Origin of the sequence: Pseudomonas zanjanensis (assembly GCF_014268745.2) — a bacterium.
In the GTDB taxonomy this organism is placed as follows: Bacteria; Pseudomonadota; Gammaproteobacteria; order Pseudomonadales; family Pseudomonadaceae; genus Aquipseudomonas; species Aquipseudomonas zanjanensis.
Map to the genome: position 1 here is coordinate 1 of NZ_JABWRB020000001.1, position 16,588 is coordinate 16,588.

General features: G+C 61.5%; 19 protein-coding genes. 18 read left to right on the forward strand and 1 reads right to left on the reverse strand.

Annotated features, from left to right (window positions below; all coding sequences use genetic code 11):
• Positions 1-241: 241 nt before the first annotated feature.
• Complete coding sequence (gene suhB / locus HU715_RS00005; RefSeq protein WP_003185165.1) at positions 242-1,060, reverse strand: type III secretion system regulator SuhB; 819 nt, start codon at positions 1,058-1,060, stop codon at positions 242-244.
• Positions 1,061-1,204: 144 nt separating this feature from the next.
• Between suhB and trmJ the strand changes: the two genes are divergently transcribed.
• The 18 genes from trmJ to bamB all read left to right on the forward strand — a co-directional run bounded on the left by trmJ (position 1,205) and on the right by bamB (position 16,396).
• Positions 1,205-1,975, forward strand: a complete 771-nt coding sequence (gene trmJ / locus HU715_RS00010; protein ID WP_003185164.1) for a tRNA (cytosine(32)/uridine(32)-2'-O)-methyltransferase TrmJ — start codon at positions 1,205-1,207, stop codon at positions 1,973-1,975.
• A gap of 1 nt (position 1,976) precedes the next feature.
• Complete coding sequence (gene cysE, locus HU715_RS00015; protein WP_186705396.1) at positions 1,977-2,753, forward strand: serine O-acetyltransferase; 777 nt, start codon at positions 1,977-1,979, stop codon at positions 2,751-2,753.
• 266 nt (positions 2,754-3,019) lie between these two features.
• The gene (iscR, locus tag HU715_RS00020; RefSeq protein ID WP_018611583.1) at positions 3,020-3,511 is read left to right on the forward strand and encodes a Fe-S cluster assembly transcriptional regulator IscR; all 492 of its coding nucleotides are present in this window, start codon (positions 3,020-3,022) and stop codon (positions 3,509-3,511) included.
• Positions 3,512-3,561: 50 nt separating this feature from the next.
• Positions 3,562-4,776 carry an IscS subfamily cysteine desulfurase gene (locus HU715_RS00025; RefSeq protein WP_186705397.1) on the forward strand — a complete coding sequence of 405 codons (1,215 nt, stop codon included), beginning with the start codon at positions 3,562-3,564 and terminating at the stop codon, positions 4,774-4,776.
• A 43-nt stretch (positions 4,777-4,819) separates the two neighbouring features.
• Positions 4,820-5,206: a Fe-S cluster assembly scaffold IscU gene (gene iscU / locus HU715_RS00030; RefSeq protein ID WP_003185157.1), complete on the forward strand. Its 387-nt coding sequence runs from the start codon at positions 4,820-4,822 to the stop codon at positions 5,204-5,206.
• A gap of 25 nt (positions 5,207-5,231) precedes the next feature.
• On the forward strand, positions 5,232-5,555 hold the full coding sequence (gene iscA / locus HU715_RS00035) for an iron-sulfur cluster assembly protein IscA (RefSeq protein ID WP_003185155.1): 324 nt from the start codon (positions 5,232-5,234) through the stop codon (positions 5,553-5,555).
• Positions 5,556-5,563: 8 nt separating this feature from the next.
• Positions 5,564-6,085 carry a co-chaperone HscB gene (hscB, locus tag HU715_RS00040; protein WP_060739093.1) on the forward strand — a complete coding sequence of 174 codons (522 nt, stop codon included), beginning with the start codon at positions 5,564-5,566 and terminating at the stop codon, positions 6,083-6,085.
• A gap of 50 nt (positions 6,086-6,135) precedes the next feature.
• The gene (gene hscA / locus HU715_RS00045) at positions 6,136-7,998 is read left to right on the forward strand and encodes a Fe-S protein assembly chaperone HscA (protein ID WP_186705398.1); all 1,863 of its coding nucleotides are present in this window, start codon (positions 6,136-6,138) and stop codon (positions 7,996-7,998) included.
• Between the two features lie 3 nt (positions 7,999-8,001).
• Positions 8,002-8,343, forward strand: a complete 342-nt coding sequence (gene fdx, locus HU715_RS00050; RefSeq protein WP_186705399.1) for an ISC system 2Fe-2S type ferredoxin — start codon at positions 8,002-8,004, stop codon at positions 8,341-8,343.
• A gap of 14 nt (positions 8,344-8,357) precedes the next feature.
• Positions 8,358-8,555, forward strand: a complete 198-nt coding sequence (gene iscX, locus HU715_RS00055) for a Fe-S cluster assembly protein IscX (protein WP_186705400.1) — start codon at positions 8,358-8,360, stop codon at positions 8,553-8,555.
• A gap of 179 nt (positions 8,556-8,734) precedes the next feature.
• On the forward strand, positions 8,735-9,160 hold the full coding sequence (ndk, locus tag HU715_RS00060; protein ID WP_003185145.1) for a nucleoside-diphosphate kinase: 426 nt from the start codon (positions 8,735-8,737) through the stop codon (positions 9,158-9,160).
• Positions 9,161-9,188: 28 nt separating this feature from the next.
• On the forward strand, positions 9,189-10,337 hold the full coding sequence (rlmN, locus tag HU715_RS00065; RefSeq protein ID WP_186705401.1) for a dual-specificity RNA methyltransferase RlmN: 1,149 nt from the start codon (positions 9,189-9,191) through the stop codon (positions 10,335-10,337).
• Positions 10,338-10,349: 12 nt separating this feature from the next.
• Positions 10,350-11,108 (forward strand): type IV pilus biogenesis/stability protein PilW, encoded by a 759-nt coding sequence (pilW, locus tag HU715_RS00070; RefSeq protein WP_053118628.1) that lies wholly within the window; start codon positions 10,350-10,352, stop codon positions 11,106-11,108.
• Positions 11,108-12,145, forward strand: a complete 1,038-nt coding sequence (locus HU715_RS00075) for a RodZ domain-containing protein (RefSeq protein WP_186705402.1) — start codon at positions 11,108-11,110, stop codon at positions 12,143-12,145. The genes pilW and HU715_RS00075 overlap by 1 nt, the downstream gene beginning before the upstream one ends.
• A gap of 3 nt (positions 12,146-12,148) precedes the next feature.
• Positions 12,149-13,258 carry a flavodoxin-dependent (E)-4-hydroxy-3-methylbut-2-enyl-diphosphate synthase gene (gene ispG, locus HU715_RS00080; protein ID WP_003185136.1) on the forward strand — a complete coding sequence of 370 codons (1,110 nt, stop codon included), beginning with the start codon at positions 12,149-12,151 and terminating at the stop codon, positions 13,256-13,258.
• Positions 13,259-13,280: 22 nt separating this feature from the next.
• On the forward strand, positions 13,281-14,570 hold the full coding sequence (gene hisS, locus HU715_RS00085) for a histidine--tRNA ligase (protein WP_186705403.1): 1,290 nt from the start codon (positions 13,281-13,283) through the stop codon (positions 14,568-14,570).
• A 40-nt stretch (positions 14,571-14,610) separates the two neighbouring features.
• Positions 14,611-15,252 (forward strand): YfgM family protein, encoded by a 642-nt coding sequence (locus HU715_RS00090; RefSeq protein WP_186705404.1) that lies wholly within the window; start codon positions 14,611-14,613, stop codon positions 15,250-15,252.
• Positions 15,245-16,396, forward strand: a complete 1,152-nt coding sequence (bamB, locus tag HU715_RS00095) for an outer membrane protein assembly factor BamB (protein WP_053118636.1) — start codon at positions 15,245-15,247, stop codon at positions 16,394-16,396. Before HU715_RS00090 ends, bamB begins: the two co-directional genes overlap by 8 nt.
• Positions 16,397-16,588 lie beyond the last annotated feature (192 nt).

Sequence of the window (16,588 nt, forward strand, 5' to 3'; positions counted from 1 at the left end):
CTGTGGGAGCAAAGCTTGCTCGCGATGGCGGTGGGTCAGCCTGCATCCATGTCCAAGGTGTAATCCATTGTGGCGAGGGAGCTTGCTCCCGCTGGGCTGCGCAGCAGACCCAAGGTCTTGCGGTCGCTGCGCAACCGAGCGGGAGCAAGCTCCCTCGCTACAATGTCCGCCTCTGGGCTGGGTGGTGTGAAGCAGGCATAAAAAAAGCACCCCGAAAGGTGCCTTTTTCTAGCCGAGCGACTTAGCGCTTCAACGAAGCCGGCAAGTGCGGCTGGATGGCCGTCAGTACAGCCTTGAAGCATTTGGTGTTGCCGGCAACGATGTGGCCTTTCTCAAGGAAATCATGGCCGCCGGTGAAGTCGCTCACCAAGCCACCGGCTTCCTGGATCAACAGGGCGCCCGCAGCCATGTCCCATTCGGACAGGCCCGACTCCCAGAACGCATCGAAACGGCCAGCAGCCACATAAGCCAGGTCCAGGCTCGCAGCGCCGGCGCGGCGGATGCCGGCGGTCTGGCCGACCAGGGCGCGGAACATGCCCAGGTAGTTGTCCAGGTTGTCCATCTGGTCATCACGGAACGGGAAGCCGGTACCCAGCAGGGCGCCGTCCAGGCTGGTGCGGCCGCTGACGCGCAGGCGACGACCGTTCAGTTGGGCGCCACGGCCACGGCTGGCGGTGAATTCTTCCTGGCGAACCGGGTCCAGCACGACGGCGTGTTCCAGGCGGCCACGGTATTTGCAGGCGATGCTGACCGCAAAGTGAGGAATGCCGCGCAGGAAGTTGGTGGTGCCGTCCAGCGGATCGATGATCCACAGGTACTCTTCGCCTTCGATGCCAGTACCGGCGTGCATGCCGGTCTCTTCACCGAGGATGGAGTGGTTTGGGTAAGCCTTGCGCAGGGCGTCGACGATTTTCTGCTCGGCGGCGCGATCGACCTCGGACACATAGTCCTTGGCGTCTTTTTCATCGACCTTGATGGTATCCAGGCGCTCGATGGAGCGGAAGATCAGTTCACTGGCGCTGCGGGCGGCGCGCAGCGCGATATTCAGCATGGGCTGCATGGATGTGTCACCTAAGGTTGTTAAAGAAAGCCGCGCATTCTATCAGAAAGTTTTCTCAGGAGAAGGTTGGTGTTCGCTTTCATAGCTTAACGGTAGATGCTTATGTAAGATTTGCTCCCTTTATCGTGTTCGAGAGCGCCTCCCTTGTTGCAGAACATTCGTGTTGTCCTGGTCAATACCAGCCATCCGGGTAACATCGGCGGAGCTGCGCGGGCCATGAAGAACATGGGCCTGTCGCGCCTGGTGCTGGTCGAGCCGCGCTTGTTTCCCCATCACGAAGCCGATGCCCGGGCCTCCGGCGCCGGTGACATCCTCGCCAACGCCCAGGTCGTCGCCACCCTGGAAGATGCCCTGGTGGGTTGCAACCTGGTGCTCGGCACCAGCGCCCGCGACCGCCGCATCCCCTGGCCGCTGCTCGACCCCCGCGAATGCGGCACCAAAGTGGTCGAGGAGGCCGCGCAAGGCTTCGAGATCGCCCTGGTGTTCGGCCGTGAAGACTCCGGCCTGACCAACGACGAGCTGCAGCGATGTCACTTTCACGTGCATATCCCTTCCGACCCCGAGTTCAGTTCCTTGAACCTGGGGGCGGCGGTGCAGGTGTTGAGCTATGAAGTGCGCATGGCTTGGCTGGCGGCCGAAGGCAAGCCCAGCAAAGTCGAAAAAACCGAGGTGACGTCGCCGCGCAGTGAGACACTGGCGACCATGGACGAGTTGGAACGATTCTTTGAGCACCTGGAGCAGACCCTGGTGGACATCGAATTCCTCGACCCGGAAAAGCCGCGGCACTTGATGGCGCGCCTGCGTCGGTTGTACGGACGAAGCTCGGTGAGCCGGGCGGAGATGAATATATTGCGCGGCATCCTCACGGAAACCCAGAAAGCGGCCCGTGGCGAGCTGATTAAGCGGAAGAAATAAAATGTTCGAACGTTTGCGTGAAGATATCCAAAGTGTTTTCCATCGTGACCCGGCGGCGCGCAATGCCTTTGAAGTGCTGACCTGCTACCCGGGCATGCACGCCATCTGGATCCATCGCCTGTCCGGCGCTTTGTGGGGCATGGGCTGGAAGTGGTTGGCGCGGCTGGTCTCGAACTTCGGCCGCTGGCTGACCGGGATCGAGATCCACCCGGGCGCCAAGGTCGGCCGCCGCTTCTTCATCGACCATGGCATGGGCATCGTCATCGGTGAAACCGCCGAGATCGGCGACGACGTGACGCTCTACCAGGGCGTGACCCTCGGCGGCACCAGTTGGAACAAAGGCAAGCGCCACCCAACCCTGGAAGACGGTGTGGTGGTCGGTGCCGGCGCCAAGGTGCTCGGGCCGTTCACGGTCGGGGCGGGGGCGAAAGTCGGTTCCAACGCCGTGGTGACCAAGGCCGTGCCGCCGGGCGCGACCGTGGTGGGCATTCCGGGGCGGATCATCGTCAAGTCCGACGACGAGCAGGACGCCCGCCGCAAGGCCATGGCCGAGAAGATCGGCTTCGACGCCTACGGTGTCGGCGAAGACATGCCCGACCCGGTCGCCCGCGCCATCAACCAGTTGCTCGATCACCTGCAAGCCGTCGATGGGCGCCTGGAGGGGATGTGCGGCGCCCTGAAGGACCTGGGCAGTAATTACTGTGCCAAGGACCTGCCTGAACTGCGCGAAGAGGATTTCGCGTGTGTGAAGGACAAGGATGAGACTCAGGCTAGCTGATATCTGGGCTGGCCCTATCGCGAGCAGGCTCGCTCCCACAGGGATCTGTGGTGTACACGAATTGTGCATCCACCAAAGCCCCTGTGGGAGCGAGCCTGCTCGTGAAGAACGATAACGCGGTATAGCTGGTCGTTAGCCGCCTACCTTTGCTATCATTCGCGCGCTCTTTTGCGGGTAAACCTGAGTAAAGCACTAGGTCTTATACTTGACTTAAATACTCGGGAATTGCATACTCGCCCCCATTCCGAACTCCGTGGTAATTGTCCATGCGACTGACTACAAAAGGCCGATACGCCGTGACCGCGATGCTTGATCTGGCATTGCATGCGCAGCACGGGCCGGTGTCCCTGGCCGATATCTCCGAGCGCCAGGGCATTTCCCTGTCCTACCTTGAACAGCTGTTCGCCAAGCTGCGCCGTAGCAACCTGGTTTCCAGCGTTCGCGGCCCCGGCGGCGGCTACCAGCTGTCGCGCGACATGCAGGGCATCCAGGTCGCCCAGGTGATCGATGCAGTGAACGAATCGGTCGATGCGACCAAATGCCAGGGCCTTGGCGACTGCCATGGCGGCGATACTTGCCTGACCCACCACTTGTGGTGCGACCTCAGCCTGCAGATCCACGAATTTCTAAGCGGTATCAGCTTGGCTGACCTTGTAACTCGCCGTGAGGTGCAAGAAGTAGCCCAGCGTCAGGACCAGCGTCGTTGCAATAGCAAGACGCTGCACCTGGACAAGATTGAAGCGTCCGCCGTCGAATGACTGCCGCAGAGCACGCGGAACGCCAGCCAGCCTGATTTAGGAGAGAGTCCATGAAATTGCCGATTTACCTTGATTACTCAGCGACCACCCCGGTTGATCCGCGTGTTGCGCAAAAAATGAGTGAATGCCTGCTGGTCGACGGAAACTTCGGCAACCCGGCGTCCCGTTCCCACGTGTTCGGCTGGAAGGCTGAAGAGTCGGTCGAAAACGCCCGTCGCCAGGTCGCCGACCTGGTCAACGCCGACCCGCGTGAAATCGTCTGGACCTCCGGTGCCACCGAATCCGACAACCTGGCAATCAAGGGTGTCGCGCATTTCTACCACACCAAGGGCAAGCACCTGATCACCTCCAAGATCGAGCACAAGGCTGTCCTGGACACCATGCGCCAACTGGAGCGTGAAGGCTTCGAAGTCACCTACATCGAGCCCGGTGAAGACGGCATCATCACCCCGGCCATGATCGAAGCCGCCCTGCGCGACGACACCATCCTGGTTTCGATCATGCACGTGAACAACGAAATCGGCACCGTCAACGACATCGCCGCCATCGGCGAACTGACCCGTTCCAAGGGCGTCCTGTTCCACGTCGACGGCGCGCAGTCCACCGGCAAGGTCGACATCGACCTGTCCAAGCTGAAAGTCGACCTGATGTCATTCTCCGCCCACAAGACTTATGGCCCTAAAGGCATCGGCGCCCTGTACGTCAGCCGCAAGCCGCGTGTTCGCCTGGAAGCGACCATGCACGGCGGCGGTCACGAGCGTGGCATGCGTTCCGGCACCCTGGCGACCCACCAGATCGTCGGCATGGGCGAAGCCTTCCGTGTGGCCAAGGAAGACATGGCCGCCGAGAACGTACGCATCAAGGCCCTGAGCGACCGTTTCTTCAAGCAGGTCGAGCACCTCGAAGAACTCTACGTCAACGGCAGCCTGACCGCCCGCGTACCGCACAACCTGAACCTGAGCTTCAACTACGTTGAAGGCGAGTCGCTGATCATGGCGCTCAAGGATCTGGCCGTGTCGTCCGGTTCGGCGTGCACCTCGGCGTCGCTGGAGCCTTCGTACGTACTGCGCGCCCTGGGCCGCAACGACGAACTGGCCCACAGCTCGATCCGCTTCACCTTCGGCCGTTTCACCACCGAAGAAGAAATCGATTACGCCGCGCAGAAAGTCTGCGAGGCCGTTACCAAGCTGCGCGCTCTGTCGCCGCTGTGGGACATGTACAAAGACGGCGTCGACATCTCGAAAATCGAATGGGCGGCGCACTGAGAAGTCGCCACCAGAGCGGCTCCACTGATGAGGATTGAAGCAAATGGCATATAGCGAAAAGGTCATCGACCACTACGAGAACCCGCGCAACGTCGGCAAGATGGACGCGCAGGATCCTGATGTCGGCACCGGCATGGTCGGCGCTCCGGCGTGCGGCGACGTGATGCGCCTGCAGATCAAGGTCAACGAGCAAGGCATCATCGAAGATGCCAAGTTCAAGACCTATGGCTGCGGTTCCGCCATCGCGTCCAGCTCCCTGGCCACCGAGTGGATGAAGGGCAAGACCCTTGATGAAGCCGAAACCATCAAGAACACCCAGCTGGCCGAAGAACTGGCCCTGCCGCCAGTGAAGATCCACTGCTCGGTACTCGCCGAAGACGCCATCAAGGCCGCCGTTCGCGATTACAAGCAGAAGAAAGGCTTGATCTGATCCGCGTTACGGTAAGGAGTTTTCCATGGCTATCCAGATGACAGAAGCGGCAGCTAACCATATCCAGCGCTCCCTTGCGGGGCGCGGCAAGGGCGAGGGTATCCGCCTGGGTGTTCGCACCACGGGCTGTTCTGGCCTCGCCTATGTACTGGAATTCGTCGACGAAGTGGGCGAAGACGATCAGGTGTTCGAGAGTCATGGTCAGAAAGTGATTATCGACCCGAAAAGCCTGACGTACCTGGATGGCACCGAGCTGGATTTCGTCAAGGAAGGGTTGAACGAAGGCTTCAAGTTCAACAACCCCAACGTGCGCGGTGAATGTGGCTGCGGCGAAAGCTTCAACATCTGAGGCGGCTTGTGGGTACTCCTTGTCATTTTGCGTTGTTCCAGATGCAGCCGGCGTTCCAGCTGGATCTTGAGCAGTTGTCCGCGCGTTACCTTGAACTGGCCCGTGGCGTCCATCCCGACCGCTTTGCCGATGCTTCCGAGGCGGAGCAGCGGCGGGCGCTCGAGCAGTCGGCGAACCTCAACGAGGCTTACCAGACGCTCAAGCACCCGGCCAAGCGCGCGCGTTACCTGCTCGCCATCAGCGGCCATGAGTTGCCGCTGGAGGTCACGGTCCATGATCCCGAGTTTCTGTTGCAGCAGATGCAATGGCGCGAAGAGCTCGAGGACCTGCAGGACAGCGCCGACCTGGCCGGTGTCGCGGTATTCAAGCGCCGCTTGAAGGACGCCCAGCAAACACTGAACGAAAGCTTCGCAGCCTGCTGGAACGATGCCGCGCAACGCGAACAGGCCGAACGCCTGATGCGGCGCATGCAGTTCCTCGACAAGCTCACCTACGAAGTGCGCCAGTTAGAAGAGCGCCTCGACGATTAACCCAGTGCCGCTCCGGTCGCACGCCTGATTACAGATAAGTCCTGATTACGATGGCCCTACTGCAGATCGCCGAACCCGGCCAAAGTCCACAACCGCACCAGCGTCGCCTGGCTGTCGGGATCGACTTGGGTACCACCAATTCCCTGGTCGCTGCCTTGCGCAGCGGTCTTTCCGAACCGCTGGCCGACGAGCAGGGACGGGTGATCCTGCCGTCCGCCGTGCGTTATCACGTCGACCGCGTCGAAGTGGGCGAGTCGGCCAAGCTGGCCGCCGCCACCGACCCCTTGAACACCATTGTCTCGGTCAAGCGCTTGATGGGTCGTGGCCTGTCCGACGTCAAGCAATTGGGCGACCAGCTGCCGTACCGCTTCGTCGGTGGCGAGTCCCATATGCCGTTCATCGAAACCGTGCAGGGCCCGAAAAGCCCGGTCGAGGTTTCCGCCGACATCCTCAAGGTCCTGCGCCAGCGCGCCGAAGCGGCGTTGGGTGGTGAACTGGTGGGTGCGGTCATCACCGTCCCGGCCTATTTCGACGACGCCCAGCGCCAAGCCACCAAGGACGCGGCCAAGCTGGCCGGCCTGAACGTGCTGCGCCTGCTCAACGAGCCGACCGCTGCTGCCGTTGCCTACGGCCTCGATCAGCATGCCGAAGGCCTGGTCGCCATCTACGACCTGGGCGGCGGTACGTTCGATATCTCGATCCTGCGCCTGACCGGCGGTGTCTTCGAAGTCCTGGCCACCGGTGGCGACAGTGCCCTGGGCGGCGATGACTTCGACCATGCCATCGCTGGCTGGATCATCGAGCAGGCGGGCTTGTCCGCCGACCTCGACCCCGGTGCGCAACGCCATCTGCTGCAAACCGCCTGCGCCGCCAAGGAAGCCTTGACCGACACCGCCACGGTTGAAGTGGCTTATGGCGAGTGGAAAACCGCGCTGACCCGCGAAGCCTTCGATGCCCTGATCGAGCCCATGGTCGCCCGTAGCCTCAAGGCCTGCCGCCGTGCCGTGCGTGATTCCGGCGTGGAGCTGGAAGACGTCAAGGCCGTGGTCATGGTCGGTGGTTCGACCCGCGTGCCTCGGGTTCGCGAAGCCGTTGCCGAGGCCTTTGGCCGCCAGCCGCTGACCGAAATCGACCCGGACCAGGTGGTGGCCATCGGCGCCGCGATCCAGGCCGATACCCTGGCCGGCAACAAGCGTGACGGCGGCGAATTGCTGTTGCTCGACGTGATTCCGTTGTCCCTGGGGCTGGAAACCATGGGTGGCTTGATGGAGAAGGTGATTCCGCGCAACACCACCATCCCGGTTGCCCGCGCCCAGGACTTCACCACCTATAAAGACGGCCAGTCGGCCATGATGATTCACGTGCTGCAAGGCGAACGTGAACTGATCAGCGACTGCCGCTCCCTGGCCCGCTTCGAATTGCGCGGCATCCCGGCCATGGTTGCCGGTGCGGCGAAAATCCGCGTGACCTTCCAGGTCGACGCCGACGGCTTGCTCAATGTTTCTGCCCGCGAACTGGGTTCGGGCGTGGAGGCGAGCATCCAGGTCAAGCCGTCCTATGGCCTGACCGACGGCGAAATCGCCAAGATGCTCAAGGATTCCTTCCAGCACGCCAGCGACGACAAGGTCGCCCGTGTACTGCGCGAGCAACAGGTTGATGCCCAGCGCCTGATCGAAGCCGTGCAAGGTGCCCTTGAAACCGACGGCGACCGGTTACTCGACGCTGAAGAGCGCATGGTCATCGAGCTGCAGATGCAAGAATTGTCCGAATTGATGAAAGGCACCGATGGTTATGCCATCGAGCAGCAGACCAAGCGCCTGTCGCAGGTCACCGATGCCTTTGCTGCCCGCCGCCTGGACTCGACGGTGAAAGCCGCCCTGGCGGGGCGCAACCTGAATGAAATCGAGGAATAACTGATGCCGCAGGTGATTTTTCTGCCCCACGAGAAATTCTGTCCGGAGGGCATGGTCGTGGAGGCTGAGCCCGGGACTTCCATTCTCGAACTGGCCCATGAGCACCATATCGAGATAGAGAGTGCCTGTGGCGGCGTCTGTGCTTGCACGACGTGCCATTGCATCATTCGTGAGGGCTTCGATTCGCTGGAAGAAGCTGACGAGTTGGAGGAAGATTTCCTCGATCGGGCCTGGGGCCTGGAAGCGCAATCGCGCCTGAGCTGCCAAGCTGTCGTCGGCACCGAAGACCTGACCGTCGAAATTCCGAAATATTCGCTTAACCATGCGGCCGAAGCGCCGCACTGATTCAGGAAGCTACAATGAGTCTGAAATGGGTTGATGTACTGGAAATCGCAATCCAGCTGGTTGAATCCAAACCAGATGTAGACCCCCGTTACGTGAATTTCGTCGATCTGCACAAATGGGTGCTGGCATTGCCGGAGTTCAACGATGATCCGACCCGTGGTGGCGAGAAGGTGCTTGAAGCCATCCAAGCGGCCTGGATCGAAGAGGTGTAGGAGCTGACGAGCGCAGCGAGGCTGCGATCTTGCCCGAGGCAATTGAATATTGAGCGGAAGATCAAAAGATCGCAGCCTGCGGCAGCTCCTACCGCCGAACGCAGTTAGGCAATACCTAAGAACCCGCGTATAATTCGCGGGTTTAATTTTTCGTAAATTATCGTTTCTGGAGTTACACCATGGCTGTTCAACGTACTTTCTCCATCATCAAGCCTGACGCCGTTGCTAAAAACGTGATCGGCAAGATCGTTACCCGCTTCGAAGACGCTGGCCTGCGCGTTGTAGCTTCGAAAATGAAGCAACTGTCCAAGGCCGAAGCCGAAGGCTTCTACGCTGAGCACAGCGAGCGCGGTTTCTTCGGTGAGCTGGTTGCCTTCATGACTTCCGGTCCGGTTGTGGTTCAGGTGCTGGAAGGCGAAAACGCTATCGCTCGCAACCGTGAGCTGATGGGCGCTACCAACCCTAAAGAAGCTGCTGCCGGCACCATCCGTGCTGACTTCGCTGAATCCATCGACGCCAACGCCGTCCACGGTTCGGACTCCGAAGCCGCCGCTGCTCGCGAAATCGCTTACTTTTTCGCTGCTACTGAAGTAACCGCTCGCTAAGCATTGGCTTAAGAGTGAAGGTGAATCCATGACTACATCGACTGTTAAAACCAATCTGCTGGGGCTGACCCAGCCGGAAATGGAGAAATTCTTCGACTCGATCGGGGAGAAGCGTTTCCGTGCCGGTCAGGTGATGAAATGGATTCACCACTTTGGCGTCGACGACTTCGACGCCATGACGAATGTCGGCAAGGCCCTGCGCGAGAAGCTCAAGGCTGTTGCCGAGATTCGCGGCCCCGAAGTGGTCAGCGAAGACATCTCCAGCGACGGCACCCGTAAGTGGGTGGTGCGCGTGGCGTCCGGCAGCTGCGTCGAGACCGTCTACATTCCCCAGGGCAAGCGCGGCACCTTGTGCGTTTCGTCCCAGGCAGGCTGTGCCCTGGATTGCAGTTTCTGCTCCACCGGCAAGCAAGGCTTCAATAGCAACCTCACCGCCGCCGAAGTGATCGGCCAGGTGTGGATTGCCAACAAATCCTTTGGCAGCGTCCCGGCGACCGTCGACCGTGCCATCACCAACGTGGTGATGATGGGCATGGGTGAGCCGCTGCTGAACTTCGACAACGTCGTCTCCGCCATGCACTTGATGATGGACGACCTGGGCTACGGCATTTCCAAGCGCCGCGTGACCCTGTCCACCTCCGGCGTGGTGCCGATGATCGATGAGCTGGCCAAGCACATCGACGTCTCCCTGGCGTTGTCGCTGCATGCACCCAATGACGCATTGCGTAACCAATTGGTGCCGATCAACAAGAAATATCCGCTTAAGATGCTGCTCGAGTCGTGCCAGCGCTACATGTCGTCCCTGGGCGAAAAGCGCGTGCTGACCATCGAGTACACGCTGCTCAAGGATGTGAACGACAAGGTCGAACACGCGGTCGAGATGATCGAGCTGCTCAAGAACATCCCGTGCAAGATCAACCTGATCCCGTTCAACCCGTTCCCGCATTCCGGGTACGAGCGTCCGAGCAACAACGCGATTCGTCGCTTCCAGGATCAGCTTCACCACGCTGGCTTCAACGTCACCGTGCGCACCACCCGCGGCGAAGATATCGACGCCGCTTGTGGCCAATTGGTAGGACAGGTGCTGGATCGCACCCGTCGCAGCGAACGCTACATTGCCGTGCGTGAGTTGAACGCCGCGGACGATGCGGTGCAAAACGCTGCGAACAGTCACTAAGAGAGGATCTCTATGTCCCTGCGCTTCGCGCTCGTTTTGCTGTTGGCCGGCCTTTGTTCCGGTTGTGTCCTGTCGGGTGACTACAACCCGATGAAGACCAGCAAAGGGCGCGACGAAGCACGTGTGGCCTATGTGCAACTGGGCATCGGCTACCTGCAACAGGGCATGACCGAACGGGCCAAGGTACCGCTCAAGAAAGCCCTGGAGCTGGACGATTCCGACCCGGATGCCAACGCGGCCCTGGCCCTGGTGTTCCAGGCCGAGATGGAGCCGGAACTGGCCGACCAGCATTTTCGCAAGGCGCTGTCTGGCCGGCCGCAAGACGCACGGATCCTGAACAACTACGGCAGCTTTCTTTTCGAGCAGAAACGCTACAAGGAAGCCTACGAGCGCTTCGAGCAGGCTGCCGCCGATACCCTTTACCCTGAGCGCTCGCGGGTGTTCGAAAACCTCGGCATGACCGCCGCGCAGCTCGGCCAGCGTGACCTGGCCCGCCAGCAGTTGGAAAAGGCGCTACGGCTCAATCGCCAGCAACCGCGGGCGCTGCTGGAAATGGCTGAGTTGTCCTACGAAGACAGGCATTATGTGCCCGCGCGTGACTACTACGAGCGTTTTAGCCTGCTGAGTGAGCAAAATGCACGTAGTCTATTGCTCGGCGTTCGGCTGGCACATGTGTTTGAAGATCGCGACAAAGCTGCAAGCTACGGCTTGCAACTCAAAAGACTCTATCCCGGTACGCCGGAATATCAGCAATACCTGTCGGAGCAATGATGAAAGCGGCGCATCCCGAAGTTGTAGCAGCGACTCGCGTAAATCCCGGTGAGACCCTGCGTCAAGCCCGCGAAAGCAATGGTTGGTCGCTGGCCGAAGTGGCCCTCAAGCTCAATCTCACCGTGGCTTCCCTGGGCAACCTGGAAGCGGGCGCGTTCGACAAGCTGCCTGGGCATACCTTCGCCCGCGGCTATATCCGCGCCTATGCCAAGCTGCTCGGCATGGACCAGACCGTACTGGTCCAGCAATTCGATCAATACACCGGTTCCGATGCCCAGGGCAGCAACGTGCACAGCCTGGGGCGCATCGAGGAGCCGGTTCGCGTTTCCCACACCATTTTGCGAATCGTCAGCCTGTTGCTGCTGATTGCGGTGATCGGTGGCGGTTTTGTCTGGTGGCAGGACCAGGCTTCCTTGCGCAACAAGGAGCCGGTCGCCATGAACCCCGAGCACGTCGAAGTCGAGGGCGCTGACGGCACCACCCAGATCCATCCATTGGACGAGCCGGAAGACCAGGCGGTTGTCGAAGGCCAGGCCGAAGGCGAAACCGCCCTGGCGTTGCCTCAAGGCCAGGATAGCGGCGAAGCCGATGCTACCGCTGGCGCCGAACCGACCGTGCCATCCGCTCCGGCGCCAGCTCCTGCGCCGACCGCGCCGGCCCACGCGGGCACTGTGCCGGCTGCTCCCGCCGCACCGGCGGCTCCAGCGCCAGTTCCCGCCACGCCAGCACCAACCGTTGCTGCGCCGAGCGTACCGGCTGCTCCTGCAACCCCAGCGGCCTCGGCCCCTGCACCCGGTGATGGCCAGGTACAAATCCAGTTCACCGCCGACTGCTGGACGCAAATCACCGACGGCAACGGCAAGGTGCTGTTCAGCGGCCTCAAGCGCAAGGGCGACAGCACGGCCGTCAACGGCAGGCCGCCGTTTGCCGTACGCCTGGGTTATGCCCGTGGCGCGCAGGTCAGCTACAACGGCCAGCCAGTCGACATCGCTCCGTTCACCAGTGGCGAGACCGCTCGCCTGAAGTTGGGTCAATAAGTCATGCACGGCGAATCTCCAATCAAGCGTCGCGAATCCCGGAAAATCTGGGTCGGTAACGTGCCCGTGGGCGGCGATGCGCCAATCGCTGTGCAGAGCATGACCAACAGCGACACCAACGACGTGGCCGCCACGGTCGCCCAGATCAACCGCCTGGAAGCCGCCGGTGTCGACATCGTGCGGGTATCGGTGCCGGACATGGACGCCGCCGAGGCGTTCGGCAAGATCAAGCAACTGGTCAAGGTCCCTTTGGTCGCCGACATCCACTTCGACTACCGCATCGCCTTGCGCGTGGCCGAGTTGGGCGTCGATTGCCTGCGCATCAACCCGGGCAACATCGGTCGCGAAGACCGTGTGCGTGCCGTGGTGGATGCCGCGCGCGACCGGGGCATCCCGATCCGCATCGGCGTGAACGCCGGTTCCCTGGAAAAAGACCTGCAAAAGAAATACGGCGAACCGACCCCGGCGGCGCTGGTGGAATCGGCGCTGCGCCATGTGGAGCACCTCGAACGCCTGAACTTCCAGGACTTCAAGGTCAGCGTGAAGGCGTCCGACGTGTTCATGGCCGTCGAAGCCTACCGTCTGCTGGCCAAGGAAATCGTCCAGCCGCTGCACCTGGGCATCACCGAAGCCGGTGGGTTGCGCTCGGGCACGGTGAAATCCGCCGTCGGCCTCGGTATGCTGCTCGCCGAAGGGATTGGCGATACCATCCGCATCTCGTTGGCGGCTGACCCGGTCGAGGAAGTGAAAGTCGGCTACGACATTCTCAAGTCCCTGCACCTGCGTTCCCGTGGCATCAACTTCATCGCCTGCCCGAGTTGCTCGCGGCAGAACTTCGATGTGGTCAAGACCATGAACGAACTGGAAGGGCGCCTCGAAGACCTGCTGGTGCCGCTGGATGTCGCGGTGATTGGTTGCGTGGTCAACGGGCCGGGTGAAGCCAAGGAGGCCCATATCGGCCTGACGGGCGGTACGCCGAACCTGATTTACATCGACGGCAAGCCGTCGCAGAAACTGACGAATGACAATCTGGTGGATGAGCTGGAACGGCTGATTCGCCAGAAAGCGGCCGAAAAGGTCGAAGCCGACGCAGCGGTCATCGCGCGCGGTTAAGTCGAAAGATTAAGGAATACACGTGAGCAAGTCTCTGCAAGCCATTCGTGGCATGAACGACATCCTGCCCGAGCAGACGCCCCTGTGGCGTTATTTCGAGGGCACCGTGGCGCGCCTGCTGGATAACTACGGTTACCGGCAGATCCGCATGCCGATCGTCGAGTTCACCGAGCTGTTCAAGCGCTCCATCGGTGAAGTGACCGACATCGTCGAAAAAGAGATGTACACCTTCGACGACCGCAACGGCGATTCCCTGACCCTGCGCCCCGAAGGCACGGCGGCCTGCGTGCGGGCGGTGCTCGAACACGGCATCACTGGCGGCGGCCAGGTGCAGAAACTCTGGTACATCGGCCCGATGTTCCGTCACGAGCGCCCGCAGAAAGGCCGTTACCGCCAGTTCCACCAGATCGGCCTCGAAGTGTTCAACCTCGACGGCCCGGACATCGACGCCGAGCTGATCGTCATGACCTGGCGCCTGTGGGGCGAGCTGGGGCTGCGTGACGCGGTCAAGCTCGAGCTCAACAGCCTGGGTACCAGCGAGTCCCGTGGCCGCTACCGTGAAGCGTTGGTGGAGTTTCTGTCCGCCCACCTCGACAAGCTGGACGAAGACAGCCAGCGCCGCCTGAAGACCAATCCTCTGCGCGTGCTCGACACCAAGAACGCCGAGACCCAAGCGATCCTGGTGGACGCGCCGAAAATGGCCGACTACCTCGACGACGAGTCCCGTGCGCACTTCGAGGGGCTGAAGGCACGCCTCGACGCCGTGGGCATTCCCTACGTGATCAACCCCAAGTTGGTCCGTGGCCTGGATTACTACAGCAAGACCGTCTTCGAGTGGGTCACCGACAAGCTCGGCGCCCAGGGCACCGTCTGTGCCGGTGGCCGCTACGACGGGCTGGTGGAGCAGATGGGCGGCAAGCCGACCCCGGGCGTGGGCTTTGCCATGGGCATTGAGCGCCTGGTGCTGATGCTTGAGGCGCTGGATAAAGTGCCTGCAGAGCTGTCCCGTCAGGTCGACGTCTACCTGTGCGCCTTTGGCGAGGCCGCCGAACTGGCCGCCCTGGCCCTGAGCGAGCGGATCCGCGACCAGTTGCCCAACCTGCGCCTGCAGATCAACGCCGGCGCCGGCAGCTTCAAGAGCCAATTCAAGAAGGCCGACAAGAGCGGTGCGCTGTACGCACTGATCCTCGGTGACGACGAACTGGCCCAACAAGTGGTAGGTTTCAAACCCCTGCGTGGCCAGGGCGAACAACAAAGCATTGCCTGGGATGCGCTTGCTGCACACCTGGCCACCTGCGTCGTGCAGGGTTGAAGCTGTCAAACAGCCGATTTAGCGATTAAGGAGTATTGGGGTGTCGAGTACCGAAGATGAACAGCTGGCGGATTTGAAGGACTGGTGGACGCGCAACGGCAAGCCGCTGGTCACTGGCGGCCTGTTGGCGCTGGTCATCGTGTTCGGCTGGCAGGCCTACCAGAAATACCAGAGCAACCAGTCGCAAGGCGCCTCGGTGCTCTACCAGCAATTGCTGGAAACCACCCTGACCCCGGACGGCAAGCCTGACGCGGCCCGCGTGGCGGACCTGGCCGGCAAGCTGGACAAGGAATTCGGCGGCACTGCCTACGCCCAATACGGTCGCCTGTTCGTGGCCAAGGTGGCGGTTGACAGCGGCAAGCTGGACGACGCGGCCACCGAGCTGAAAGCCATTGTCGACAAGCCGGTCAACCCGACCCTGGGCGAAGTGGCGCGTCAGCGCCTGGCGCAGGTGCTGGCGGCGCAGAACAAGGCCGAAGACGCCTTGAAGCTGCTCGACGGTGACGCCGACAAGGCGTTCCTGGCGACCCGCGAAGAACTCAAGGGCGACCTGCTGGTACAGCTGGGCCGTGCCGATGAGGCCCATGCGGCCTACCAAAAAGCCAAGGCTGCGCTGTCGGATGAAGCCGCGGTCGGTGGCCTGCAAATCAAGCTGGACGACCTGGCCAAAGGGGATGCGTGACGTGATTCGTTGGAAACATGCAGCATTGCTGGCCCTGGCCATTCTGGCCGCGGGTTGCAGCAGCAACAGCAAGAAAGAACTGCCGCCGGCCGAACTGACCGACTTCAAAGAAGAAGTCGTGCTGCAGAAGCAGTGGAGCCGTTCCATCGGCGATGGCCAGGGTGAAACCTACAACATGCTGGTGCCGGCCATCGACGGCGACACCATCTATGCAGGCGACGTCACCGGCGTGGTAATGGCGATGGACCGCACCAACGGCGACGTCAAATGGGAAAAGGACCTTGAACTGCCTGTTTCCGGCGCCGTTGGCGTGGGTTATGGCCTGGTCATGATCGGCACGCTCAAGGGTGAGATCGTCGCCCTGGACGCGAGCAGCGGTGAAGAGAAATGGCGCGCCCGCGTGACCAGCGAAGTGCTCGCACCGCCCGCCACCAACGGTGACGTGGTGGTGGTGCAGACCCAGGATGACCGTCTGATCGGCCTGGATGCCGCCACCGGCAACCAGCGCTGGTTGTACGACAGCACCCCGGCGGTACTGACCCTGCGTGGCACCAGTGCGCCGATCGTTACCAACCGCCTGGCGGTGGCTGGCTTGTCGACCGGTAAAGTGGTTGCCCTGGATATTTCCAACGGCGTGCCGGTCTGGGAACAGCGCGTAGCGATCCCGCAAGGTCGTTCGGAACTGGAGCGTGTGGTCGACATCGACGGCGGCTTGCTGCTGTCCGGCGGTACGCTGTACGTCGCCAGCTACCAGGGTCGCGTCGCGGCACTGGACCTGGAAAGCGGTCGTCCGCTGTGGCAGCGCGATGCGTCCAGCTACGCCGGTGTCGCCCAGGGCTTTGGCAGCGTCTACGTGAGCCTGTCCTCGGGTACCGTCGAAGGCGTTGACGAGCGTTCCACCACCGCATTGTGGAGCAACGACTCCCTGGCCCGTCGTCAACTGTCGGCCCCGGAAGTGTTCTCCAGCTACGTCGCAGTGGGTGACCTGGAAGGTTACCTGCACCTGCTCAGCCAGGTGGACGGTCGTTTCGTCGGCCGTGAGCGCATCGACAGCGACGGCCTGCGTGCCCGTCCGCTGGTGGTGGGCAACATGATCTATGTGTATGGCAACAGCGGCAAACTGGAAGCCCTGACCATCAAGTAAGACTATGCTTGGGTTAATTCCCAAGCGGCTTCATTCATGTGGGAGCGGGCTTGCTCGCGAAAGCGGTGGATCAGTTGACATCCATCTCATTGGGCCACCGCATTCGCGAGCAAGCCCGCTCCTACAGGTTGGCCCCGAGCACCAGCCGCTGCCTCGCAGCGGCTTTTGTATTTTCTGAAATAACGAAGTGGA